The 23,605-nt window shown below is 72.1% G+C and carries 17 protein-coding genes and 1 riboswitch; of the genes, 6 read left to right on the forward strand and 11 right to left on the reverse strand.

Features of this window, described 5'->3' with window-relative positions; genetic code table 11:
* Nucleotides 1-141 precede the first annotated feature (141 nt).
* Together AB0J33_RS08935 and AB0J33_RS08940 are read right to left on the reverse strand one after the other, a co-directional pair.
* Nucleotides 142-999, reverse strand: a complete 858-nt coding sequence (locus tag AB0J33_RS08935; protein ID WP_363611527.1) for an ABC transporter permease — start codon at nucleotides 997-999, stop codon at nucleotides 142-144.
* Between the two features lie 102 nt (nucleotides 1,000-1,101).
* A complete protein-coding gene (locus tag AB0J33_RS08940) occupies nucleotides 1,102-2,133 on the reverse strand; it encodes an ABC transporter substrate-binding protein (protein WP_363611529.1) in 1,032 nt (343 codons plus the stop codon).
* A gap of 273 nt (nucleotides 2,134-2,406) precedes the next feature.
* On the opposite strand from AB0J33_RS08940, the gene AB0J33_RS08945 reads away from it, so the two are divergent.
* The 4 genes from AB0J33_RS08945 to AB0J33_RS08960 all read left to right on the forward strand — a co-directional run bounded on the left by AB0J33_RS08945 (nucleotide 2,407) and on the right by AB0J33_RS08960 (nucleotide 7,673).
* Entirely contained in the window at nucleotides 2,407-3,192 is a 786-nt protein-coding gene (locus tag AB0J33_RS08945) for an ABC transporter ATP-binding protein (protein ID WP_363611531.1), read from the forward strand.
* 2 nt (nucleotides 3,193-3,194) lie between these two features.
* The gene (locus tag AB0J33_RS08950; RefSeq protein WP_363611533.1) at nucleotides 3,195-4,145 is read left to right on the forward strand and encodes an LLM class F420-dependent oxidoreductase; all 951 of its coding nucleotides are present in this window, start codon (nucleotides 3,195-3,197) and stop codon (nucleotides 4,143-4,145) included.
* A complete protein-coding gene (locus AB0J33_RS08955; RefSeq protein ID WP_363611535.1) occupies nucleotides 4,142-4,450 on the forward strand; it encodes a cupin in 309 nt (102 codons plus the stop codon). The genes AB0J33_RS08950 and AB0J33_RS08955 overlap by 4 nt, the downstream gene beginning before the upstream one ends.
* A gap of 76 nt (nucleotides 4,451-4,526) precedes the next feature.
* Entirely contained in the window at nucleotides 4,527-7,673 is a 3,147-nt protein-coding gene (locus AB0J33_RS08960; protein ID WP_363611537.1) for a hypothetical protein, read from the forward strand.
* 201 nt (nucleotides 7,674-7,874) lie between these two features.
* On the opposite strand, the gene thiC is transcribed toward AB0J33_RS08960, so the two are convergent.
* The 7 genes from thiC to thiE all read right to left on the reverse strand — a co-directional run bounded on the left by thiC (nucleotide 7,875) and on the right by thiE (nucleotide 13,748).
* A complete protein-coding gene (gene thiC / locus AB0J33_RS08965) occupies nucleotides 7,875-9,467 on the reverse strand; it encodes a phosphomethylpyrimidine synthase ThiC (protein ID WP_363611539.1) in 1,593 nt (530 codons plus the stop codon).
* A gap of 17 nt (nucleotides 9,468-9,484) precedes the next feature.
* Nucleotides 9,485-10,270, reverse strand: a complete 786-nt coding sequence (gene thiD, locus AB0J33_RS08970) for a bifunctional hydroxymethylpyrimidine kinase/phosphomethylpyrimidine kinase (RefSeq protein WP_363611541.1) — start codon at nucleotides 10,268-10,270, stop codon at nucleotides 9,485-9,487.
* Entirely contained in the window at nucleotides 10,267-11,007 is a 741-nt protein-coding gene (locus tag AB0J33_RS08975) for a thiamine phosphate synthase (protein WP_363611543.1), read from the reverse strand. The genes thiD and AB0J33_RS08975 overlap by 4 nt, the downstream gene beginning before the upstream one ends.
* A complete protein-coding gene (locus tag AB0J33_RS08980) occupies nucleotides 11,004-11,783 on the reverse strand; it encodes a thiazole synthase (protein WP_363611545.1) in 780 nt (259 codons plus the stop codon). The genes AB0J33_RS08975 and AB0J33_RS08980 overlap by 4 nt, the downstream gene beginning before the upstream one ends.
* The gene (thiS, locus tag AB0J33_RS08985; protein WP_363611547.1) at nucleotides 11,780-11,980 is read right to left on the reverse strand and encodes a sulfur carrier protein ThiS; all 201 of its coding nucleotides are present in this window, start codon (nucleotides 11,978-11,980) and stop codon (nucleotides 11,780-11,782) included. Before thiS ends, AB0J33_RS08980 begins: the two co-directional genes overlap by 4 nt.
* Nucleotides 11,971-13,125: a glycine oxidase ThiO gene (thiO, locus tag AB0J33_RS08990; protein WP_363612356.1), complete on the reverse strand. Its 1,155-nt coding sequence runs from the start codon at nucleotides 13,123-13,125 to the stop codon at nucleotides 11,971-11,973. Before thiO ends, thiS begins: the two co-directional genes overlap by 10 nt.
* Nucleotides 13,122-13,748 (reverse strand): thiamine phosphate synthase, encoded by a 627-nt coding sequence (thiE, locus tag AB0J33_RS08995; RefSeq protein WP_363611549.1) that lies wholly within the window; start codon nucleotides 13,746-13,748, stop codon nucleotides 13,122-13,124. Before thiE ends, thiO begins: the two co-directional genes overlap by 4 nt.
* A riboswitch (TPP riboswitch) is annotated at nucleotides 13,743-13,852 on the reverse strand. It overlaps the preceding gene by 6 nt.
* Nucleotides 13,853-14,163: 311 nt before the next feature.
* Between thiE and AB0J33_RS09000 the strand changes: the two genes are divergently transcribed.
* Both AB0J33_RS09000 and AB0J33_RS09005 read left to right on the forward strand, forming a co-directional pair.
* Complete coding sequence (locus tag AB0J33_RS09000; RefSeq protein ID WP_363611551.1) at nucleotides 14,164-19,995, forward strand: ThuA domain-containing protein; 5,832 nt, start codon at nucleotides 14,164-14,166, stop codon at nucleotides 19,993-19,995.
* 71 nt (nucleotides 19,996-20,066) lie between these two features.
* Nucleotides 20,067-20,627 (forward strand): hypothetical protein, encoded by a 561-nt coding sequence (locus AB0J33_RS09005; RefSeq protein WP_363611553.1) that lies wholly within the window; start codon nucleotides 20,067-20,069, stop codon nucleotides 20,625-20,627.
* 270 nt (nucleotides 20,628-20,897) lie between these two features.
* On the opposite strand, the gene AB0J33_RS09010 is transcribed toward AB0J33_RS09005, so the two are convergent.
* Entirely contained in the window at nucleotides 20,898-21,860 is a 963-nt protein-coding gene (locus tag AB0J33_RS09010) for an aldo/keto reductase (protein WP_363611555.1), read from the reverse strand.
* Between the two features lie 36 nt (nucleotides 21,861-21,896).
* Nucleotides 21,897-23,576: an ATP-binding cassette domain-containing protein gene (locus tag AB0J33_RS09015; RefSeq protein ID WP_363611557.1), complete on the reverse strand. Its 1,680-nt coding sequence runs from the start codon at nucleotides 23,574-23,576 to the stop codon at nucleotides 21,897-21,899.
* Between the last annotated feature and the right edge of the window lie 29 nt (nucleotides 23,577-23,605).

Below are 23,605 nucleotides of genomic sequence, written 5' to 3' on the forward strand. Positions count from 1 at the left end.
GTGCCCGGCTCCGGGCGGTCAGGCTTGATCCCTGCGCCGGGCACGGTCGGCCACACCTAGCTCGCCTGCGGCTTCGACGAAGGGCCGGCCTCCAAATGGGGGCCGGCCCTTCGCGTTCTGGGGTTGATCTCTTCTGGTGGGTCAGCGGCTGCTTGTGGTTTCTCGGACCCAGGGCAGGGCGATCCGCTCGATCAGCAGCAGTGCCGAGTAGAGCAGGATGCTCACCAGCGCGACCAGCATGATCGCCGCCCAGGCGGTGGCCGCGTCGCCGATACCGGCGTACTGCGTGATGACGTAGCCGAGGCCGCTCTCGCCGGCCTGGAACTCACCGATCACCGCGCCGATCGCGGCCAGCGGCATGGCCACCTTGAGCCCGACGAAGATCTGCGGCAACGCGGCCGGGAAGCGCACCTTGCGGAACGCCTGCCAGCGGGAGGCGTTCCAGGAACGCACCAGTTCGGCCAGGTCGGCCGGCGTGGTGGTCAGGCCGGTGGCGGTGGAGAGCACGATCGGGAAGAAGCAGAGCAGGAACACCATGGTCAGGATCGGCTTCTGGCCCCAGCCGAGCGCCACCACCAGCAGCGGGCCCAGCGTGATCTTCGGCACCGCGTTCACCGCGACCAGCAGCGGCGTGAACATCCGCTCCACCGTGCGGGAGCTGGCCAGGGAGAGCCCGATCAGCACACCGGCGGCCACCGAGAGGGCGAAGCCGGTCAGGATCTCCAGCGTGGTGTCCCAGGTGTGTTCCAGCATCTGGGCGGGCTTGTCGACGAACGCGGTGAACACGTCCGCGGGCGGCGGTAGGGCGACAGGGTGGACCAGTTCCAGTCGTGCGGTCAGCCACCACGCCGCCAGCGCGATCACGATGCCGACCGCGGGTAGCGCCGTCCCGGCCCCGGCCCGCAGACCGGCACCTCGACCCGCGCGCCCCGCCTCGGAAACGGCACCCGGGGGCGGGGGTTCCGCCACCGCCGGGTCCGCTGACCGGACGTCGGTCATCTCTGTCCTCCTCGAAATCCCACGGCCCGCCGGGGGCCGACGAGCGACGGGGGTACGCCCACCAGGATCGGCGGGACGTACCCCCTGATGACGACCGGACGATCAGGCCTTCGGCGCGAGGCTGAAGTCGATGATCTGCTCGGGGGTGATGTTCTGCTTCAGCGCGCCGGCGCCCTGCAGGATGGCGATGCTCTTGGCGACCCGACCGCTGTCCAGGGTGCCAATCGCGGTGCCGGTGTTGCCGGAACGGACGTACGCGGCCATCAGCTCCAGCTCCGCGGCGGCGGAGACCGGGTTGGTGGCATCGACGTTCTTCTTCAGGATGTCGGCGGCCTCCTTGGAGTTCGCCAGGCTGTACTCGAGGCCCTTGAGCAGCGCCGCGGTGAACCGCTTCACCATCTCGGGCTTCTCCTTGGCGATCTTCGAGGAGGTGATCAGCACGTTGCCGTAGAGGTCCTGCATCACGTTGCTGTACGGCAGCATGACGGCCTTCTTCTTGGCCGCCGCCTCGATGGTCGGCTGACCGACGACGAACTGACCGATGCCGTCCACCGAGCCGGAGGCCAGCGTGCCGATCAGGTTCTGCGCCTCACCGTTGACCCAGGTCACCTTGGTCGCGTCCACGCCGGCGAGCCGGGCGTACGTCGGGAAGAGGTTGCGGACCACGGACCCGGGGGTGTCGGCGAGCTTCTTGCCCTCCAGGTCCTTCGGCGAGCTGATGTTCTTGCCCTCGACGGTGGCGATGCCCGCCATGGTGCGCTGCTGGATCGCGGCCACCGCGGTGAAGTCCTTCGCCTGGCCGTTGCCGAGCTGGAGCAGACCGCCGGTGAGGTCGATCGGGCCGAAGTCGGCCTGGCCGCCGACGACGGTCTGGATCACGCCACCGGTGCCCTGACCAGCCTTGATCTCGACGTCGAAGCCGGCTTCCTTGAAAAAGCCCTTGTCCTTCGCCACCCAGGCGTAGGAGTCACGGCCGAAGTTGCCGAACGAGGTGAGGTAGGTCACCTTCTCCAGCGTCTTGCCGTCGCCGCCCTTGGCATCGTCGGCCGAATCCGACCCGCTGCTGCAGGCGGAGACAAGGGCGAGGGCGGTGGCCAGCGCGGCCGTAGCGACCGTACGGGTCAGCCTTCTCATCAGTGCACCATGTCCTTTCCGACCGGGGCCGGAGGCCACCGGAGGGGGTTGTCGTGACGGGGCCGGCGGGAGGGGTCGAAGCCGGGCTCCGCCGTAGTGGGGGGACTCTTCGCGGGCACAGCGTACGAGAAACCCACAGTTGCGACGCCAGGCGTATTGGGTTGCGGAACGGAAACAACCTGACGACGACCCCAGCCGGTGCCACAAAGCGACAACAGGGCAGCTAGCCTTTGTCGGATTCCTGACCGTCCACTCAGCGGAGGTGCGCCGGAGATGATCCGACTGTCCGGGGTGTCGCGCACCTTCGAGGGCCGATCCGGCCGGGTGGAAGCGCTGCGTGGCATCGACCTCGACGTCGCCGAGGGCGAGTTCGTCGCCGTGCTCGGCCGCTCCGGCTGCGGCAAGTCCACCCTGCTGCGGCTGATCGCCGGGCTGCTTCCGCTGACCGCCGGCGAGATCACCGTGGGCGGTACGCCGATCACCCGGCCCCGCCAGGACATCGCCATGCTGTTCCAGAAGCCGGCGCTGCTGCCCTGGCGCACCGTGCTGGACAACGTCCTGCTGCCGGTGGAGGTCTTCGGCTGGGGCCGCGCGAAGCATCGGGAGCGGGCCCGTCAGCTGCTCGACGTGGCCGGGTTGGCCGGCTTCGAGAAGCGGCTGCCGCACGAACTCTCCGGCGGCATGCAGCAGCGGGTGTCGCTGTGCCGGTCGTTGATCGGCGAGCCCCGCGTGATGCTGATGGACGAACCGTTCTCCGCGCTGGACGCGCTCACCCGCGAGGAACTCTCCGGCGAACTCCAGCGGGTGCACATGGAGAACAAGCCGACCATCGTCTTCGTCACCCACTCGATCGACGAGGCGGTGCTGCTCGCCGACCGGGTGGTCGTGCTGAGCCCTCGCCCCGGGCGGATCCGCAAGGTGGTCGACGTCGACATCCCCCGGCCCCGCACCCTGGGCCGCAACGCCCACCTGGCCGACGTCGCCCGGGTCAGCGCCGACCTGCACGAGCTGTTGATGGAACGCGAGCAGCCGGCCACCGCCGGCGCGGAAGGACACTGACCATGCGGGTGTCGGTCTTCACCGAGCCGAACCGTGGCGCCAGCTACGACACCCAGCTCCGGTTCGCCCGGCTGGTCGAGGCGTGCGGCTACGAGGGTTTTCTCCGCGCCGACCACTACCAGTCGATGGGGGCCGACCCGGGCCTGCCCGGCCCGACCGACGCCTGGCTGACCCTCGCCGCGCTAGCCCGGGAAACCGAACGGATCCGACTGGGCACCCTGGTGACGTCGGCCACGTTCCGGCTGCCCGGTCCGCTCGCGGTGATGGTCGCGCAGGTCGACCAGATGAGCGGCGGCCGGGTCGACCTCGGCATCGGCGCCGGCTGGTACGAACGCGAGCACACCTCGTACGGCATCCCGTTCCCGCCGGTCGGCGAGCGCTTCGACCGGCTGGCCGAGCAGCTCGAAGTCATCACCGGGTTGTGGGGAACGCCGGCCGGGCAGACCTACAGCTTCACCGGCGACCACTACCGGCTGGTGGACGCTCCCGCCCTGCCCAAACCGGTGCAGGTGCCCGGGCCACCGATCATCGTGGGCGGGCGCGGCCCCAAGCGCACCCCCGAGCTGGCCGCCCGGTACGCCGACGAGTTCAACATGCCGTTCAAGTCCGTGGCGGCCACCGCCGAGGCGTACGACCGGGTGCGCGAGGCGTGTGAGCGCACCGGACGGACGGAGTCCGGGCGCGACCCGCTGGTGCTCTCCGCCGGGATCGTCGTGGCCATCGGCCGGACCGACGCGGAGGCCCAGCGGCGGGCCGCTCCTCTGCACGAGAAGAGCGCGCTGCCGCCGGAGGACCCGGTGGTCGGCTCCCCCGCGCAGCTCGCGCAGCGGATCGGGGAGTTCGCCGCGATCGGCACCACACGGGTGCACCTCCGCCTGATCGACTTCGCTGATCTCGACCACCTTGAGCTGATCGCCGCCGAGGTGCTGCCCCAACTGGACGGAGCACGATGACCGACATGATCGACGGAACCGAACTCGGGCCGGTGGGTCAGGAGATCGTGTACGAGAACGACCGGGTCCGGGTCTGGCACATCCGCCTCGAGCCGGGCGAGCGGCAACCGCTGCACCGGCACGACCACCCCTACCTGGTGGTGGCGATCGAGGGCGCGAAGAACGTCGTACAGACCGTGGACGGCACCCGGATCGACGCCGACGAGCCCACCGGCGGGGTGGTCTACCGGGACCCGGGCGCGGTGCACATGTTGACCAATGTCGGGGATACGACTTACCTCGCCCGGCTGGTCGAACTCAAGTAGACCCGCCGGTCGCCACCGGCGTGCCGCGCGGCGCGCCGGTGGCGATCGGGTGTACCGGGTGCGTAACGTGCCGGACATGGCCTTTCGGACCTGGGGCAGACTGCTGCTCACGGCGCTCGGGGTGAGCGTGCTGGCCGGAGCCGGCCAGCTCGGCGTCGCGTACGGTTTCGGCATCGTCCGCCTGACCGGCGCCTTCACCGGTACGACCGTCAACCAGTGGCCGGCCCAGCTCGTCTGGGTGGGCTGGTTCGCCGCGAACGCCGCCGTCGCCGGCGCCGTCCTGACCGGACGACTCTCCCGCCGCGACGCCCCGGCCCCGAGCACCGGCCGGCAGTTGGCGATCGGAGGCGCGGCGGCACTCGGTGCCACCGTCATCGCCCCGCTCTGCATGCAGCCCGCCCGCGCCGCGGAGCTGATCTCCGTCGACCCGGTCTGGGCGGTGGGCATCTGCGCCGTCGTCGGCGCGGTGATCGGGGCCGGCGCGGCGATCGCCGTCCTGCTCCGACCCGAGCTGGGCTGGAACGTGGCAGCCGTGGCCGGCGCGATCTGGCTGCTGGCGCTGATCTCCGTCCTGCCGTCGCTCGGCACGACCGGCCCGCTGCCGACGGTCCGACTCGGCGTACTGGAGCCGAGTTGGCTCGACGACGCCGCCGCGCAGCGGCTGGCGCTGCTCCTGCTGCCCACCGTGGCACTGCTCGCCGGCGCGGCGACGGCCGGGTTGGCGCGCTGGCGGGGCCAGACTCCGCTGATCAGCGGGGCCACCGGCGTGGCCGGTCCGGTGCTGGTGGCGTTCGCCTACCTGACCGCCGGCCCCGGTGACGCGGTGGATCGCTACCAGGCCGCCCCCTACTACGGCTCGTTGATCGCGATCCTGGCCGGAGCACTCGGCGCGGCCGCCGCCGCGCTGCTGCGCTGGCCGACGGGCACCCGCACCGCCGATCCGGAGGCGATCGAGCCCTCCGCCATCCTGGCCCCGCTGCCCGCCGGCCCGGCCCTGCCCGGCGCCGCCTCGGCGAACGACCGGGATACCGCCGAGCGCACCGACACGGTGACGACAAACGCCGAGCTGGCCACCGCGCGGCCTGGCGACGTCGTGGCGGGTCCGTGGGCGGCGGGCGACACCGATGGCGTACGCACCGTCCCGGCCCACTGGGACTGGCCGGCGACCACGCCGAGCGGTCAGCACGGTCCGACTCCCGCTGCTCCTTCGTCCCCCGCTGCTCCTTCGTCCCCCGCCGGCGCGACTCCTGCCGGTCCCTTTCAGCCCGCAGCCTGGCTGACCGCGCCGACCGGTGAGTTCACCGCCGCCGGACAGGTGCCCCCGGCGCGCCGGGATGACGCCCCCGCTACGGCCGACCCCTCGGCCAGCACCGACGCCACCCCGACCAGCTCCACCGCCGGACGCGCCGACACCGCGACGCCGACGGATGACCGCGCGGTCGACGAGCCGACCGGCAGCACGGTGACGGGTACGAGCGGCAGGCCGACAGGTGGGCGCACCACCCGCAAGGCCGCCGCCCCGACCGGCTCGGGCACCGGCACGACCAGCTCGGCTGCGCCCAGCGCGCCGACCGGCACTGCCGCCCCCAGCCCCGCCACCGGCAGCGCAGCCCGGACCAGCGCAGCGCGGACCAGCGCAGCCCGGACCAGCGCAGCGCGGACCGGCACGGGCAGCGGCACGGCGGAGGCCGGCGCAGCCCCGACCGGTCCGGGCGCTCCCAGCTCCGGCACCGCCGCCGCATCCCCGACGGGCACGGGCGCGACCGGCGCTGGCACGAGCACGGGGACGAGCCGCACGAGCACGGAGGCGGCCAGCGCGGGCACGGCTGACGGTGGCACGCCCGAGGCGCCGCCGACGATCAAGCCGCGACGGATCCGCAAGTCGAAAGCCAGCCCGGACGCCCCCGCCTCCGACGTGGCTGACGACACGCTCGCTGCCGATTCGTCAACCACCGACGAGACGACCACCCACACGACGACGACCCACGCGACGACCACCCACGCGACGACGACCGACGGGACGGTCGCCCCCGGGGCGACCACCGGCCGCGCCACGAAGGGCACCCGGCCGGGCAGTTCCGTCGACAGCACCGACGCGGCCACCGAGACGCCGGTACCCGGCCAGGGGGCCCTGGGCGGGCGGTCGAGCTCGACCCCCGAGGTCGCCCCGGCCGCTGCCTCCGACGCGGCGACAACCCAAACCACCCCCACCGGCGCGAAGCGAGCACCGGCCGCCCCCGCCACCGGCGCGAAGCGAGCAACGGCCGCGTCGACGACCGCCGGAAACGGCGCAACGACCGCCGGGGCCGGTGCGACGCGCGTGCCGGCCAGCCCGGGGTCCCCGACCACGGCAACCGACGCCACGCAGACACCGACCACCGCGACCGGCGGCTCTGGTGCGGAGGCCACTCCGTCCCCGCGCGTCCCGAAGACCGGCACGGGCAGCAAGGCAGCAGCGGCCGACGCGACGAGCGGTTCCGCAGTCGCCGGGGCGGGTGGCACGGACAGCACACGGCCCGCCGCCGAGAGCCTGCCCACCGCCGGGTTGTTCGAGGCCACCGCCGCCGGTGACCCGGACGCGAATCTGTGGACGCCCGCGCCGTCGGCCTGGCCGGTCACCTCGACGTGGACGGTGCCACCGCAGACCTCGGAGCCGGAGGCAACCGCCTCCGAGGGGTCGAGCAAGCCCGATGAGCCGACCGGGCCGACGTCCAGGCCCCGGCATCGGGCGCCGTTGCCGGACCTCAGCCGGGCGGGCACCTGGAACGCATTCGACACCTCGCTGCGCGGCAGGTCGGCGGGATCGCAGGACAGCGCGACGGCACGGCCAGCGCCGACCGAGGCCAGCGAGACGAGCGCTCCGGCCGAAACCCCGGGCTCGACGGAGTTCCCCGGCACGGTGGGCGCGCCCTCCGGTGCCGCCGGCACCAGCGCCGCCACCGACAGCGGCGACGGGGCACCTACCGACGCCACGTCGGCAGCTCCGAAGGTGGCGGAGCAGCCCTCCCGGCGAGGGCGGCTCGGCGGGCTGTTCCGCCGTAACCGGTCCCGCTCCGACGAGGAGAGCTCGAAGGCGTCGGACGCGGCCGAGCCCCTGGCGACCCAGGACGAGGAATTCGTCGACTGGGTGGCCGGTCTGAGCAAGCCGGTGTCGGACAACGAGCCCGAGCAGGGCAACAACCGCCGTTCGTTGCGCGCCAGCGGCCGACACCACCGCGACTGACCGCACCACGACTGAGCGCACCACCCAGGCGCACCGACCCGTCGCTTGATCCACTCGGGTTCATTGAAACCGGGCTAACCGATCCACCCGGACACCCCGACATCAATGAACCCGAGTCGATCACGCGCCGACGGCTCGCCCAGCTTGCGACACGGGCCGCCCCGGGGAGACGCCCCCGGGGCGGCTCGGCCTGCGAGTGGATCAGGCGAGCGGCAGGTAGACCCGACCGCCGCCGGAGACGAACTCCTCGGACTTGTCCTTCATGCCGCGCGCCGCGTACTCCTTCAGCTCCTGGGTGATCTTCATCGAGCAGAACTTCGGGCCACACATCGAGCAGAAGTGCGCGGTCTTCGCGGGCTCGGCGGGCAGCGTCGCGTCGTGGTACGAGCGCGCCGTCTCCGGGTCCAGCGAGAGGTTGAACTGGTCCTCCCAGCGGAACTCGAACCGCGCCTTCGACAGCGCGTCGTCCCAGGCCTGCGCGCCGGGGTGCCCCTTGGCCAGGTCCGCCGCGTGGGCCGCGATCTTGTACGCGATCACCCCCGCCTTCACGTCGTCCCGGTCCGGCAGGCCGAGGTGCTCCTTCGGGGTGACGTAGCAGAGCATCGCGGTGCCGAACATGCCGATCATCGCGGCGCCGATGGCCGAGGTGATGTGGTCGTACGCGGGCGCGATGTCGGTGGTCAGCGGACCGAGCGTGTAGAAGGGCGCCTCGTGGCACCACTCCTGCTGAAGGTCCACGTTCTCCTTGATCTTGTGCATCGGCACGTGGCCGGGACCCTCGATCATCACCTGGACGTCGTACGCCCAAGCGATCTTCGTCAGCTCGCCGAGGGTGCGTAGCTCGGCGAACTGCGCCTCGTCGTTGGCGTCCGCGATCGAGCCGGGACGCAGCCCGTCGCCGAGGGAGAACGTCACGTCGTAGCGCGCGAGCAGGGCGCACAGCTCCTCGAAGTTGGTGTAGAGGAAATTCTCCTCGTGATGCGCCAGGCACCACGCCGCCATGATCGAACCGCCCCGGGACACGATCCCGGTCACCCGGTCCACGGCCAGCGGCACGTACGGCAGGAGCACCCCGGCGTGCACCGTCATGTAGTCCACGCCCTGCTCGGCCTGCTCGATCACGGTCTCCCGGAACACCTCCCAGTTCAACTTCACCGGGTCGCCGCCGACCTTCTCCAGCGCCTGGTAGATCGGCACCGTCCCGATCGGCACCGGCGAGTTCCGCACGATCGCCTCACGGGTCTCATGGATCCGCTTGCCCGTGGACAGGTCCATCACCGTGTCCGCACCCCAGCGGGTGGCCCAGGTCAACTTCTCCACCTCCTCGGCGACGGACGAGCTGACCGCCGAGGTGCCAATGTTGGCGTTCACCTTGACCAGGAACGCCTTGCCGATGATCGCGGGCTCGCACTCCGGGTGGTTGACGTTGAGCGGGAGCACCGCCCGACCGGCAGCGATCTCGGCCCGGACGAGTTCCGGATCGACGTTCTCCCGGATCGCCACGAACTCCATCTCCGGCGTCACCACCCCGGCCCGCGCGTACGCCAACTGGGTGGGCCGGCGATTGCCCACCCCGGCCAGCGGCGTGCCGGCACCCCGCACCGGCGCCACGTCGCCCCGCTCGGCGATCCACGGCCCGCGCAGCGGCGGCAACCCCACCTCCGGGTCCGAACCGGGACCGGACGTGTCGTAGAGCCGCACCGGCGGCAGATCCCCGGTCAGCCCCACCTCCGCGAACGGCACCCGGACATCCGGCCGCGAACCCTCGACGTACACCTTGCCTCGTGCCTGCATGACAGCCTCCCTGGTGATCAAGCGGACCAGCCGAAGTGGTTCAGCGGCCCGCGGCCCGCGCCCAGCTCCCAGCTCCGCGCGCCGGTCAGCGCACGGAGCACGTACTCCTTGGCGGCCCCCACAGCCGCCGGCACCGGATCGCCCAGCGCGAGCCGCACCGCGATCGCCGCCGAGAACGAGCACCCGGTGCCGTGGGTGTGCCGGGTCGTGACCCGGGGCGCGCGCAACAGGGTGGTCACCCCGCCGCCGTGCAGCACGTCGACCGCCTCGCCCCCGTCCAGGTCACCGCCGGTGACCACCACGAACTCCGGGCCGCCGGCCACCAGCGCCTCGGCGGCCACGACCATCGCGGCCACGTCGTCCACCGGGCGTCCGGTGATCGCCGCGGCCTCCGCGCAGTTCGGGGTCGCCACCCTGGCGTACGGCAACAGCCGCTCCACCGCGCCCACCACACCGAGCCGGTGACCGCTCGTGGCGACCAGCACCGGGTCGACGACGAGCTGGGGCAGCCGCCCGTCCCGGGCCGCCTCGGCCACCACGTCCGCGATCGCCGGGGTGCCGAGCATCCCCGTCTTCACCGCACTGACCGTGAAGTCGGTGAGCACGCTGTCCAACTGCTCGGTGACCGTGCGCGGGGGCAGCGGCAACACCGCGTCGACACCCCTGGTGTTCTGCGCGGTGACCGCCGTGAGGACGGTGGTGCCGTACCCGCCCAGCGCGGCGAAGACCTTGAGGTCGGCCTGGATGCCTGCGCCCGCGCCGGAGTCTGAGCCGGCGATGGTGAGCAGTGTGCGCGGGGTCATTGTTCTTCCCTGGTTGCGGTTGGGGGCTGCGGCCGACCGTGCCCACTCCGGGCGGTCAGGCTTGATCCCTGCGTGGGCACGGTCGGCCGCAGCCCTGACCTGGGGACCTGGGTGACCCCCCGCCGGGTTTGGGTCAGCTCCGGGGTGACCGCCTTGGCATAGGCGCTGGTCAGGGTGGCGGCTGTTTCGGCGGGGTCTTTGGCTCGCATCACCGCGCCCAGGACTGCTACTCCGACGGCTCCCGCCTCGACGCAGGCGGTTACCTGGTCTGGGGTTTCGATGCCGCCCAGGGCCAGCAGCGGCATGGGGGTGGCCTCGACCAGCTTTCTCAGGCCGTCCGGTCCTAGCGGTGGGCCGTAGCCTGGCTTGGTCTTCGTCGGCCAGATCGGGGAGACCGTCGCGTAGTGCTCGGTGGTGAGGCGGTTCAGCTCGGTTTGGTGGTGGCAGGAGCGGCCGACCAGGCCGTGGGCGGGCGGCGGGTACGGGCCGGCGGCGGGCAGGTGCACGGCGTCGCCGCCGAGCGGGTCGGGGCCGGCAACGATGAGGGTCCCGTCGACCTCGGCGAGGATCGCCCGCAGGTCGGCGGCGAGCGCTGCGCGTTCGGCGCGGGGCAGGTCCTTCTCCCGCAGCACCACCCAGCGCACTCCCCCGGCGACGGCTCCCGCCACCACCCGGTCGAGTGCGCCGCCCGCGACGAGCCGGTCGGTCAACACGACGACACCGGACGGCGCGGTCACAGGTCGGGTCTTCCCTCGTCGGGGGTGGAGGCGAGCGCGTGGAAGCGGCGCGCGATCCGCCCGGCGCCGGCCGCCAGGCGTCCCGCCTCGACCGCGTACCGCATCGCGTTGGCCATCGCCACCGGGTCGGCGGCCCGGGTGACCGCGCTGGCCAGCAACACCCCGTCGCAGCCCAATTCCATGGCCAGCGCCGCGTCGGACGCGGTGCCGATGCCGGCGTCGAGGATCACCGGTACGTCCACGCCCTGCCGGATCAGCCGGATGTGGTGCGGGTTGCCGATGCCGAGCCCCGATCCGATCGGGGAACCGGCCGGCATCACGGCGGCGCAGCCCACGTCGGCGAGACGACGGGCCAACACCGGGTCGTCGCTTGTGTACGGCAGCACGGTGAAGCCGTCCGCGACCAACTCCTCGGCGGCGCGGAGCAGCTCCACCCCGTCGGGCAGGAGCGTCCGCTCGTCGCCGATCACCTCCAACTTGATCCAGTCGGTGTCGAACGCGTCCCGGGCCAGCCGGGCCACCTTCACGGCCTCGGTCGCGGTGTGACAGCCGGCGGTGTTCGGCAGCAGTCGTACGCCGCACCGGTCCAGCAGCTCCAGCAGCCCGCCGGTGGAGCCCGGCGCGGTGCCCACCCGGCGCAGCGCCAGGGTGACCAGCTCGGTGCCGGACGCGCGGATCGCCTGCTCCAGCACGTGCAGGTTCGCGGCGCCGCCGGTGCCGAGGATCAGCCGTGAGCTGAAGGTCTGCCCACCCAGTTCGAACGGCACGGCGCTCACCCGCCCTGCGCCGCGGTGAGCACCTCGACCTGGTCGCCGTCGCGCAGCGTCCGGTCCGGCCAGCCGGCCCGGGGCACCACCTCACCGTTGACCGCGACTGCCACCCCCCGTGGGTGCGCCACGATGTCACGGACCAGGTCCGCCACCGACGCGCCCGCGGGCACGCTGCGACCGGACCCGTTCACCGTCAATTCCACCGGTCCCCCTTCATCGTCGGTTCAGGTACGCCCGACGCGGCAACGCCGAAGCGGTCGGCTCGCAGGGGCGCGAGCAGCGGGTCGGGTCCGCCGCCGAGCACCAGTTCGGCGATCAGGTCGGCGGTGATCGGGGTGAGCACGATGCCGTGCCGGTGATGCCCGGTGGCGGCCAGGACGTCCGGGCGACCGGGCAGCGGCCCGAGGATCGGCGCGTTGTCCGGGGTGCCCGGGCGCAGCCCGGCGACCGCCTCGACCAGGTCGTACTCGGTCAACTCCGGCAGCAGGTCGACTCCGGCGCGGAGCAGGCGCTGCACGGCACCGGCGGTGACCGTCGTGTCCGAACGCTCCTCGACCGTCGCGCCGAGCACGACCTCTCCGTCGGCGCGGGGCACCAGGTAGACGTGCTCGCCGTCGGCGTACCCCCGGATCACGTGCCGGAAGCCCGGCGCGACGCCGTCGGGCGCGCGGAGCCGGAGGATCTGGCCCTTCACCGGCCGCACGGGCAGGCCGGTGAGCGCGGCGGCCCCGCAGCCGGCGGCGACCACGGTGACCGTCGCGTCCACGTCGGACAGCTGGCGGACCGCCCGCGGCACGAGCACCGCGCCGGCCCGCCGCGCGGCCGTGCGCAGCGCCGGCACCAGCAGCCGGGGGTCGACCTGGTGGTCGGTGGGCGCGAGCGCGCCGCCGCGCACCCGGGGGGCGAGCGCCGGTTCGCGGTCGCGCAGCTCGCTGGGGCGCAGCGGTGTCACCGGGAGGCCCAAACCCTGTTGGTACGCCCAGAGTCGGCGCGCCTCGGCGAGGTCGTCGCCGGTGAGCCCGACCATCAGGGTGCCCTCGGTGCGGTAGCCGATCTCGACACCGGTCGTCTCGGCCAGCTCGGCGGCGAACGCCGGCCAGCGGGCGGCGGACGCCAGCAGCAACTCGGTCAGCTGCCGCTCACCGAAGTACGCCTCGGCGACCGGGGAGAGCATGCCGGCGGCCACCGCCGACGCCCCCGAGCCGGGCGCCGCGTCGTGCACCACCACCCGCAGCCCGCGCGCGGCGCAGCGCCAGGCGACCGCCAGCCCGATCGGGCCCGCCCCCACCACCGCCACGTCCGGCCGGGCCCGGTCGCTCGATCGCGGTGACGGGGACCGGCCGGTCAGCACGTCAGGGCCTCGATCAGCTCGGTGGTGGCCCGGGCCGGGTCGGCGGCTGCGGAGACGGCACCGACCACCGCCACCCCGTACGCCCCGGCGGCCCGCAGCGCCGGCACCCGGGCGGCGGTCACTCCGCCGATCGCGATGACCGGGACGTCAACGGCGTCGACGACGGCGCGTACCCCGGCGGGCCCGATGGGGTCCGGTAAACCGGTCTTGGTGCCGGTGGTGTGGCACGGCCCGACGCCGAGGTAGCTGGCCCCCGCCGCGACGGCCTCGCGCGCCTGGCCCGGCGCGCGGGCGGTGGCGCCCAGCACGGCGGTGGGGCCGAGCACCCGGCGGGCGGCGGCGACCGGCAGGTCGTCGGCGCCGACGTGCCCACCGGCGGCGGCTACCGCCAGCGCCACGTGCAGCCGGTCGTTGACCAGGCAGGTCGCCCCGTACGACGTGCAGAGCGTCAGGACCCGCCGGGCCAGGTCGTACGCCTCCCGGTCGGTGGCGGAATCCTCGACCCGGACCTGCACCACCAGCTCGGCGCGGGCCACGGTGAGGGCGGCCCGGACCACGGCGAGTGGGTCACGCCCGGGTCGGGTGTCGGTGATGAGATGCAATCGCCCCAGGGACGGCACGGCAACGCTCCTCCCTGCGCCGGCATTACCCGGATCAGGTTCGACGGTCGGGGGCTGTCAGCCCCCCTCTCAGCCCGGTACACCGGGCTCCCGTGGGTTACTTGCGTGTCACCGTACGACAGATCCGACGGCCTGCCAAGGCGAGGTCCGGCGACCGCCGACAGGCCGGACGACACCAGAACGATCAAGATCCATGGGGCACTTCATGCGGTCCTGTTCGGAATGTCGCCCCCCGTTGCAGAACCGTTACCCGTCCGCATCTTGCCCGACATCGAACCAGCCGAATTAATTTGTTCAGCGATTCGACAAAATGTCGGTGGGGGCACCCTGGCACGGTGCGACCGCCGGCTCCATCAGGGACGGCCTTCGGCGAGCCGACTCCCGCAAGCTCTGTCACTACGACACAGGAGGCGGCGTGTCCCGTTCTCGTCGTGCCCGCGTACCCATCACCGCAACCCTGATCTCCCTGGCCATGGCCTCGACCACCCTGTTCGGCGCGCCCGCCCAGGCGGCCGCCCAGGTCCCCCCGCGCGAAGCGCCGGCGGGGAAGCCGGTCAGCCAGGTGGCGCCGAAGGCGCCGAAGGTTGCGGCCGATCCCTACTCAGTCCTCGTTTTCTCCAAGACCGCCGGCTTCCGGCACGACTCCATCCCCACCGGCATCGCCGCCATCCAACAGCTCGGCGCCGCCAATGGGTTCACCGTGGACAACTCCGAGGACGGCGCCGTGTTCAACGACGCCAACCTGGCGAAGTACAAGGCGGTGATCTGGCTCTCCACCACCGGTGACGTGCTCAACGCCGACCAGCAGGCCGCGTTCGAGCGCTACGTGAAGGCCGGCGGCGGCTACGTCGGCATCCACGCCGCGTCGGACACCGAGTACAGCTGGGCCTGGTACGGCGACCTGGTCGGCGCGTACTTCGCCAACCACCCGCAGAACCAGCAGGCCACGGTCAAGGTGGAGGATCACGCCCACCCGTCCACGGCCGAACTGCCGGACCGCTGGTCCCGGTTCGACGAGTGGTACAACTTCCAGACCAACCCCCGGCCGGACGTGCACGTGCTGGCCAGCCTGGACGAGAAGAGCTACACCCCGGGCGCGGGCGCGATGGGTGCCGACCACCCGACCGCCTGGTGTCAGGACTTCGACGGCGGTCGCTCCTGGTACACCGGCGGCGGGCACACCCGGGAGTCGTACGCCGAGCCCGGGTTCCTCTCCCACCTGCTCGGCGGCATCCAGACCGCGGCAGGTGTGGTGAACGCCGACTGTGGCGCCTCGAAGACCTCGAACTTCGAGAAGGTCACGCTGGACAGCAACACCAGCAACCCGATGGAACTGGACATCGCCCCCGACGGGCGGGTCTTCTACATCGAGCGCGACGGTCGCGTGCAGATCGTGAAGCCGGACACCGGCAACACCGTCACCGCCGTCGACCTGGACGTCTTCACCGGTAACGAGGACGGCCTCATCGGCATCCGGCTCGACCCGGACTTCGCCACCAACAACTGGGTGTACCTGTACTACGCCCCGAACGACGGGGTCACCCGCAACCTGTTGTCCCGCTTCACGGTGACCGGTGACACCATCAACCCGGCCAGCGAGAAGCAGGTGCTGCGGGTCGACACCCAACGCAACACCTGCTGCCACGCCGGCGGAAGCATGACCTTCGACGGCGACGGCAACCTCTACCTGGCCACCGGTGACAACACCAACCCGTTCGAGTCGAACTCGTACTCGCCGCTCGACGAGCGGGCGGGCCGCCAGGACTACGACGCGCAGCGCACCTCCGCCAACACCAACGACCTGCGCGGCAAGGTGATCCGGATCCACCCGGAGGACGACGGGACGTACACCGTCCCGGCCGGTAACCTCTTCGCGCCGGGCACCGAGAAGACCCGTCCCGAGATCTACGCGATGGGCTTCCGCAACCCGTTCCGGATCGGCACCGACCCGAAGACCAACACGCTGTACGTCGGCGACTACGGGCCGGACGCCAACGCGGACAACCCGAACCGCGGCCCCCGCGGTCTGGTCGAGTGGAACATCGTCACCCCGGGCAACTACGGCTGGCCGTACTGCACGGGCACGAACGAGGCGTACAACGACTACACCTTCCCGTCCGGCCCGAGCGGTGCGAAGTTCGACTGCGCGGCGCCGGTGAACAACTCGCCCAACAACACCGGTCTGACCAACCTCCCGCCGGTGGTCCCGGCGACCGTCGACTACGGGTACGCCGGTGACGCGCGTTACCCGGAGATCGGCGGCGGCGGCGCCCCGATGGGCGGCCCGGTCTACCGCTACGACGCCGACCTGAACTCGAACCGCAAGTGGCCGGCGTACTACGACGGCAAGGCTCTGCTCGGCGAGTGGAACCAGAACAAGATGTACACCATGCAGGTGACCCCCGACGGCAAGTCGTTGGTGGACATCAACCAGCTGCTCACCGGCATGAGCATGATCCGGCCGATGGACTTCGAGTTCGGTCCGGACGGCGCGCTGTATCTGATCGAGTGGGGCAGCGGCTTCGGCGGCAACAACGACAACTCCGGCGTCTACCGGATCGACTACACCGCCGGTGACCGCGCGCCGATCGCGGCGGCGTCCGCCAACCCGACCTCGGGTCCGGCGCCGTTGACGGTCACCTTCTCGAGTGCCGGCTCCCGGGACCCGGATGGTGGCACGCTCACCTACGCCTGGACGTTCGGCGACGGGCAGACCTCGACCGAGGCCAACCCGACCCACACGTACGCGACGGCGGGCAACTACACCGCCCAGCTCACCGTCACCAACCCCAAGGGTCGTACCGCGGTGGCCAACGTGCCGGTCACCGTGGGCAACACCGCACCGACGGTCTCCATCGAGTTCCCACCGGACGGCGGCTTCTTCAACTGGGGCGACCAGGTCCGCTACTCGATCAAGGTGACCGACCCCGAGGACGGGCAGATCGACTGTGACAAGGTGCAGCTCCAGGTGCTGCTCGGTCACGACGAGCACGCCCACCCGCTGGAGCAGCACACCGGTTGCACCGGCACCGTCCAGACGTCGCTCGCCTCCGGGCACGGCGCCGAGGCGAACGTCTTCGCGGTCTTCGAGGCCACCTACACCGACAAGGGTGGTGCCGGCGGCTCCGGTGCCCTGACCGGCCGGCAGATCGAGGTTCTCCAGCCGAAGCAGAAGCAGGCCGAGTTCTTCACCGCCACCGGGCGCGCACCGGTGAGCACCGGCGGCGGCGACGCCGGCGTGCAGCGGGAGACCGGCGCCGACACCGCCGGTGGCGGCCAGAACATCGGGTTCATCGAGGACGGCGACTGGTGGTCGGTGGCCCCGGCTAACCTGACCAACATCACCGAGATCCGGTTCCGGGCCGCCTCGGCCGCCGCCGGCGGTCGGATCGAGGTCCGCGCGGGCGCGGTCGACGGACCGGTGGTCGCCACGGCCACCGTGCCGGCGACCGGCGCGTGGCAGACGTACACGGACGTGAGCGCACCGGTCACCGGCGCCGCGAGCGGTTCGCTGTACTTCGTGGCCCGCGACCCGAACGGTGGAACGGGTTCGCTGTTCAACGTCAACTGGATGGACTTCGTCGGCCGCGGTGTCACCGAGAACGGGCCGCCGGTGGTCAGCGCCACGGCCACCCCGGCCACCGGCACCGCACCGGTCACCGTCGCCTTCGACGGCACGGCCACCGACGCCGAGGGCGACACCCCGCTGACGTACGCCTGGGACTTCGGTGACGGCGGCACGGCGACCACCCTGGACGCCAGCCACACGTACACCAGCCCGGGCACCTTCACGGCCACCCTCACGGTGACCGACAGCAAGGGCGCCAAGTCGTACGCCACCGTGCCGGTGCGGGTCGACGCTCCGGACACGTCCTGCTTCGGGGCGCGTTCGGACGACTTCAACGGCACCAGCCTCGACAAGGACCGCTGGACCAGCGTCATCCGGGAGAACCAGCTCTACTCGGTCAGTGGCGGCGCGTTGCGGCTGCCCACTGGCGTGGGCGACCTCTACGGCGCTCGCAACGACGCCACCAACCTGGTGTTGCAGGCCGCTCCGACCGGCGCGTGGGAGATGACCACCAAGGTCACCCTGCCGGTCACGGCCAACTACCAGCAGGCTGGCCTGCTGGTGTACGGCGACGACGACAACTACGCCAAGGTGGACCTGCTGTACAACGGCAGCCGTCGGGTGGAGTTCATCAGGGAGACGGCGGCAACGCCTCGTAACGAGGCCGCCGACGCCACCGCCGCACCTGCCGGTGACACCGTGTACCTGCGGATCACCAGCGACGGGACGAACCTGACCGCGTCCGCCTCGGGCGACGGGCAGACCTTCACCCCGGTCGGCCGTTCGGCCGCGCTCGCCGGCATCACCAACCCGCGGATCGGTGTCTTCGCGCTCAACGGCGGCACCGAGGCGCCGGTCGTCGACGCGGCCTTCGACTCGTTCCAGGTGACGCCGGACGCTCCGGCCGGGCCGGTCGACCCGTCGGACGAGTTCAACGGCGGCTCGCTGGACAAGTGCCGCTGGGACGCGATCCTGCGGGAGGACCCGACCGGTTACCGGGTCACCGGTGGCGCGTTGCGCATCGACGTGCCCAACGGTGACATCTACGGCACCGACAACACCGGGCCGAAGAACTTCATCCTCCAGACCGCGCCGTCGGGCGACTGGACCCTGGAGACGAAGGTCGACGGCAGTCTGCTGAACGAGCAGTACCAGCAGGCCGGTCTGCTCGTGCAGGCCGACGACGACAACTACCTGAAGTTCGACTTCATCGCGGACAACCAGGCCGGCTCGGCGGTGACGCGGCGGATCGAGTTCCGCAGCGAGATCGCCGGGGCGGTGCAGAACCCGCAGCCCGAGGTGACCAGCCTGACCGCAGCCGTGTGGTATCTGCGGCTGGCCCGCACCGGTGACACCTTCACCGCGTCGTACTCGGCCGACGGGACGACCTGGACCGCGTTGACGGCGCTGACCAACAGCGCGGTCGGGGCCACCCCGAAGGTCGGACTGTTCACCCTCGGCGCCAACCAGACGGCGTCGAAGACCGCCTCGTTCGACTACTTCCGGCTCAGCACGGAGGTGGCCGACGAGACCGCGCCGGTGACCACGGCGGCGGTTTCCGGCACCCCGACCGAGGGGTGGCACACCGGGCCGGCGACGATCACGCTCACCGGTGCCGACGAGGCCGGCGGTAGCGGGCTCGCCAGCACGGAGTACCAGCTGGACGGTGCCACCACCTGGACGGCGTACACCGCTCCGGTTCAGGTCAGCGGGGACGGCGAGCACGAGCTTCGGTTCCGCTCGACGGACAAGGCCGGCAACGTGGAGTCGACGAAGACCGTCTCGGTCAAGATCGACGCCACCGCGCCGGTGACCTCGGCGACGTTCGCTCCGGCGAACGACGCCGGCTGGCACAACGGGACCATCCCGGTGGTGCTGGCCGCGACCGACGCCGGTTCCGGCGTGAAGACGGTGGAGTGGTCGCTTGACGGTGGCGCGTGGACGCCGTACTCGACGCCGGTCGAGGTGACCGGTGACGGGCAGCACGAGCTGCTGTTCCGCTCGACGGACAAGGCGGGCAACGTCGAGACGCTGAAGTCGGCGATCCTGAAGATCGACGGCACCAAGCCGACGCTGCTGGTCTCCGGTGTCGCCGACGGCCAGCTCTACGGCGACAGCCAGGACATTCGGGTGTCCTGGCAGGCCGTCGACCCGACCTCGGGCATCGCGAGCGTGGTCGGCCAGCTCGACGGTCAGGCGTACGCCAGCGGCACGTTGCAGGCCATGTACGACCTGTCGCTCGGCCTGCACGAGCTGACCGTGACCGCGACCGACAAGGCGGGCAACAAGACCACCTCGACGGTCCGGTTCTTCGTCACCACCTCGTTCCGGGACATGCAGAGTCTGCTGGACCGGTTCAAGGCGACGGGGCGGCTCTCGACCAAGGCGCACAAGCAGCTGTCGAACAAGCTCGACGCTGTCCGTGCGTCCGAGGCGGCCGGCGACGACAAGGCGGCGGTCCGGCAGCTGACCGCATTCCGGACGCTCGCCTCCGACACCACGCTGGTGCCCGAGGCGGAGGTCCGGGACGTCCTGATCCGGGACGCCGACGCCATGATCGTTCGGCTCGGCGGCGCGGCCAGCAAGGCCGGGGTCAAGGCGAACGACGGTGACTCGGTCAAGGGCGCCGGACGGCTCGGTGGCGACGCCACCCGGTTGGCACCCGGTCGCCAGCTCTGATCCGACGAGGCCCCTCCCCGACGCCGCGGCGTCGGGGAGGGGCCTCCCTCATCGGTAGTGAGGAGATGTCCGTGACGGGTATCCGCAAGGCGTTGACCGCCGTGTTCGTCGGACTGACGCTGACCCTGTTCGCCGCTGCCCCGGCGGCAGCTCAGGCCGCCCCGGCGGCGCAGGCCGCCCCGGCGGCGCAGGCCGACAAGCTCAAACTCACGGTGGCCGGCGACGGGGCTCAGGGCGTCACCATCCAGGCCACCCACGCCGACGGCCGGCGGTTGGAGCAGGTGGTGCGACTGGTCCTCACCGCCACCGGCCCGGACGGGCAGCGGGTCGGCCCGGTGCAGCTGGAACCGCAGCCTGAGGGGCAGGGCTTCTACAGCAGCGGCCCGGTGCTGTCGACCGGCACGTGGAAGGTGACGGTCGACTCCCCCGCTCCGCTGCCGGGTAAGGCCACCGCCACGGTGCAGGCGAAGGCGGCACAGTCTCCGCCGGTGCCCGCGCCGGTCGCGGTGACCAGGCCGGACGGAGACCGTGGGGCGGGCGCCGGCTGGTGGCCGTTCGCGGCTGCCGGCCTCGTGCTCGCCGCCGCGGCGATGGGGGTGGCCATGCTGTTCGGCCGCCGCCGCACCGACTGACCGACCAACGCGCCGACGCGCGTTCAGACGACCGGGCCGGGCCGCGACGAGCGGCCCGGCCCGTTGTCCTGTCCGGGCCCTGCGCCGGCCAGGGTGCACGACGTCGTCGGACTGGCTCGTGATCGACTCGACTTCCCTGAAGTCGGGGTGTCCCGCGCGAGAGGTCACCCCGACTTCAACGAACGCGAGTGGATCAAGCGCGACGCGCACCCACCGGCACGAGCACGAGCACCGACACCGGCACCGACACCGGCACCGGCACCGGCAGACTCAGAGGACGGCGCGCAGCGCCGCCAGATCGTCGTCGCTGGGCTCCCAGGTGCCGGCGGCGGCGTTGGCGCGCACCTGCTCGGGCGTGGTGGCACCGGCGATCACCGAGGTCACCGCCGGCTGGGCGGCCAGCCCGCCGATCGCCACCTGGAGCATGGTCAACCCCCGCTCGGCCGCGTACGCCTCGATCGCCTCGATGGTGTCCCAGTCGGCTGCGGCGAGCCGCTCCGCGTACCGACCACCACCGGCGAGCCGGCTGCCGGCCGGCGGCTGCTCGCTGCGCTTGTACTTGCCGGTGAGCAGACCGTTGGCGAGCGGGAAGAACGGCAGCATGCCGAGGCCGAACCGCTCACACGCCGGGATCACCTCGGCCTCCACCGAGCGCTCCAGCAGGCTGTAGTGGTTCTGCGCGCTGATAAAGCGGGACCGGCCGTTGGACGAGGCGACCCAGTCCGCGTCGGCGATCTGCCAGCCGGCGAAGTTGGAGTTGCCCAGGTAGCGCACCTTGCCGTCGCGGACCAGGTCGTCCAGGGCGGCCAGGGTCTCGTCGATCGGGGTGCCCGGGTCGGGCTCGTGCATCTGGTACAGGTCGATGTGGTCGGTGCCGAGCCGGCGCAGCGACGCCTCCACCGCACGGGCGATGTAGCGTCGCGCACCCCGGGCCCCGAAGTCCGGCCCGTTGAGGCCGTGCATGTCCATGCCGAACTTGGTGGCCACCACCACGTCGTCCCGGCGTCCCTTGAGCGCCTGCCCGAGCAGCTCCTCGGAGCCGCCCTGCGGCTCACCGTAGATGTCGGCGGTGTCGAAGAGGGTGATCCCGGCGTCCAGGGCCGCGTCCACCACCGCACGGGTGCCGTCGAGGTCCAGCTTGCGGCCGAAGTTGTTGCAGCCGATGCCGACCACGGACACCACGAGCCCGGAGTCGCCCAACCGGCGATAGGTCATGTCAGTCACGAGATCCACCCTATGCCGGTCGGACGTGCCGTCGCCGGGGACCGGTCAGCCGACGTCCCAGACCGGTTCCGGGGTCTCCACCACCTCGCTGTCGCCCCGGAACAGCACGAACCGGTCGAAGGAGCGGGTGAACCAACGGTCGTGGGTGACCGCGATCACCGTCCCCTCGAACGCGTTCAGGCCCGCTTCGAGGGCTTCCGCGCTGGCCAGGTCGAGGTTGTCGGTGGGCTCGTCGAGCAGCAGCAGGGTCGCCCCGGACAGCTCCAGCAGCAGCACCAGGAACCGGGCCTGCTGCCCGCCGGAGAGCGTGCCGAAGCGCTGGTCGCCCTGCGCGGCCAGCTCGTAGCGACTGAGCACTCCCATCGCCGCGTGCCGGTCCATCCCGGTGCGGTGCTCGTCGCCCCGCCAGAGGATCTCGACGAGGGTCTTTGACATCAGCTCCGGCCGGTCGTGGGTCTGCGAGAAGTGCCCGGGGCGGACCCGGGCACCGAGTCGGGCCACACCGTCGTGCGCCACCGGAGCCAGCGCGCCGGCCCCGTCGACCGGCCCGTTCGCCGGGTCCGGGTCGGTGCCGCCGCGCGCCAGCAGCCGGAGGAAGTGCGACTTGCCGGTGCCGTTGGCCCCGAGCACCGCCACCCGGTCGCCGTACCAGATCTCCAGGTCGAAGGGGAAGGTCAGGCCGTCCAGCTCCAGCTGCTCGCAGACGACCGCGCGCTTGCCGGTCCGCCCGCCGGCCAGGCGCATCCGGATGTCCTGGTCCTTCGGCGGTACGGGCGGCGGCCCGGCCTCCTCGAACTTGCGCAACCGGGTCTGCGCGGCCTGGTAGCGCGAGGCCAACCCGTCGTTGTACGCGGCCTTCTGCTTGTACATCAGCATCAGCTCGCGCAGCTTCTGGTGCTCCTCGTCCCAGCGTCGGCGCAGCTCGTCGAGGCGGGCGTGCCGGGCCACCCGGGCGGAGTGCCAGCTGGCGAAGCCGCCCGGGTGCACCCAGGCGCTGCCACCCTCGACGGCGACCACCCGGTCGGCGCTCTGGGCCAGCAACTCGCGGTCGTGCGAGACGTAGAGCACCGACTTCGTCGACTCGCGCAGTCGCGCCTCCAGCCAGCGTTTACCGGGCACGTCGAGGAAGTTGTCCGGCTCGTCGAGCAGCAGCACCTCGTCCGGGCCGCGCAGCAGCAGCTCCAGGGCGAAGCGCTTCTGCTGACCGCCGGAGAGGGTGCGCACCGGCCGGTCCCGTACGGCGTCCCACGGCTGGCCGAGCACGATGGTCGCCACGGTGTCGAAGAGCACCTCGGCGTCGTACCCGCCGGCCTCGCCCCACGCGCCGAGCGCGTCGGCGTACGCCAGTTGCGCCTTGCCCGCGGCGTTGCTGAACTTGCCGTGCGCCTCGGCCGCCCGCATCGCCGCCTCGGTCTCGCCGAGCCGACGGCCGGCGTCGCGCAGCGACGGAGGGGCCAGCGACAACGCCAGGTCGGCGAGCGTCGACTCGTCGCCGATCATGCCGATGAACTGGCGCATCACGCCCAACCCGCCGGCCCGCGCGACGACGCCGCTGCGCACCGGCAGGTCGCCGGCGACCATCCTCAGCAGCGTCGTCTTACCCGCGCCGTTCGGCCCGACCAGGGCGACCTTGCTGCCCTCCCCGACCCGGAACGACACGTCGGCGAAGAGTTCCCGACCGTCGGGCAGGATGTGCCCGACCGCTGCCACGTCCACGTATCCCACGCCGGGATCCTGCCTCAGCAGGGGTCGGG

It is taken from the genome of Micromonospora sp. NPDC049645, from assembly GCF_040675155.1.
Taxonomy (GTDB): domain Bacteria; phylum Actinomycetota; class Actinomycetes; order Mycobacteriales; family Micromonosporaceae; genus Micromonospora.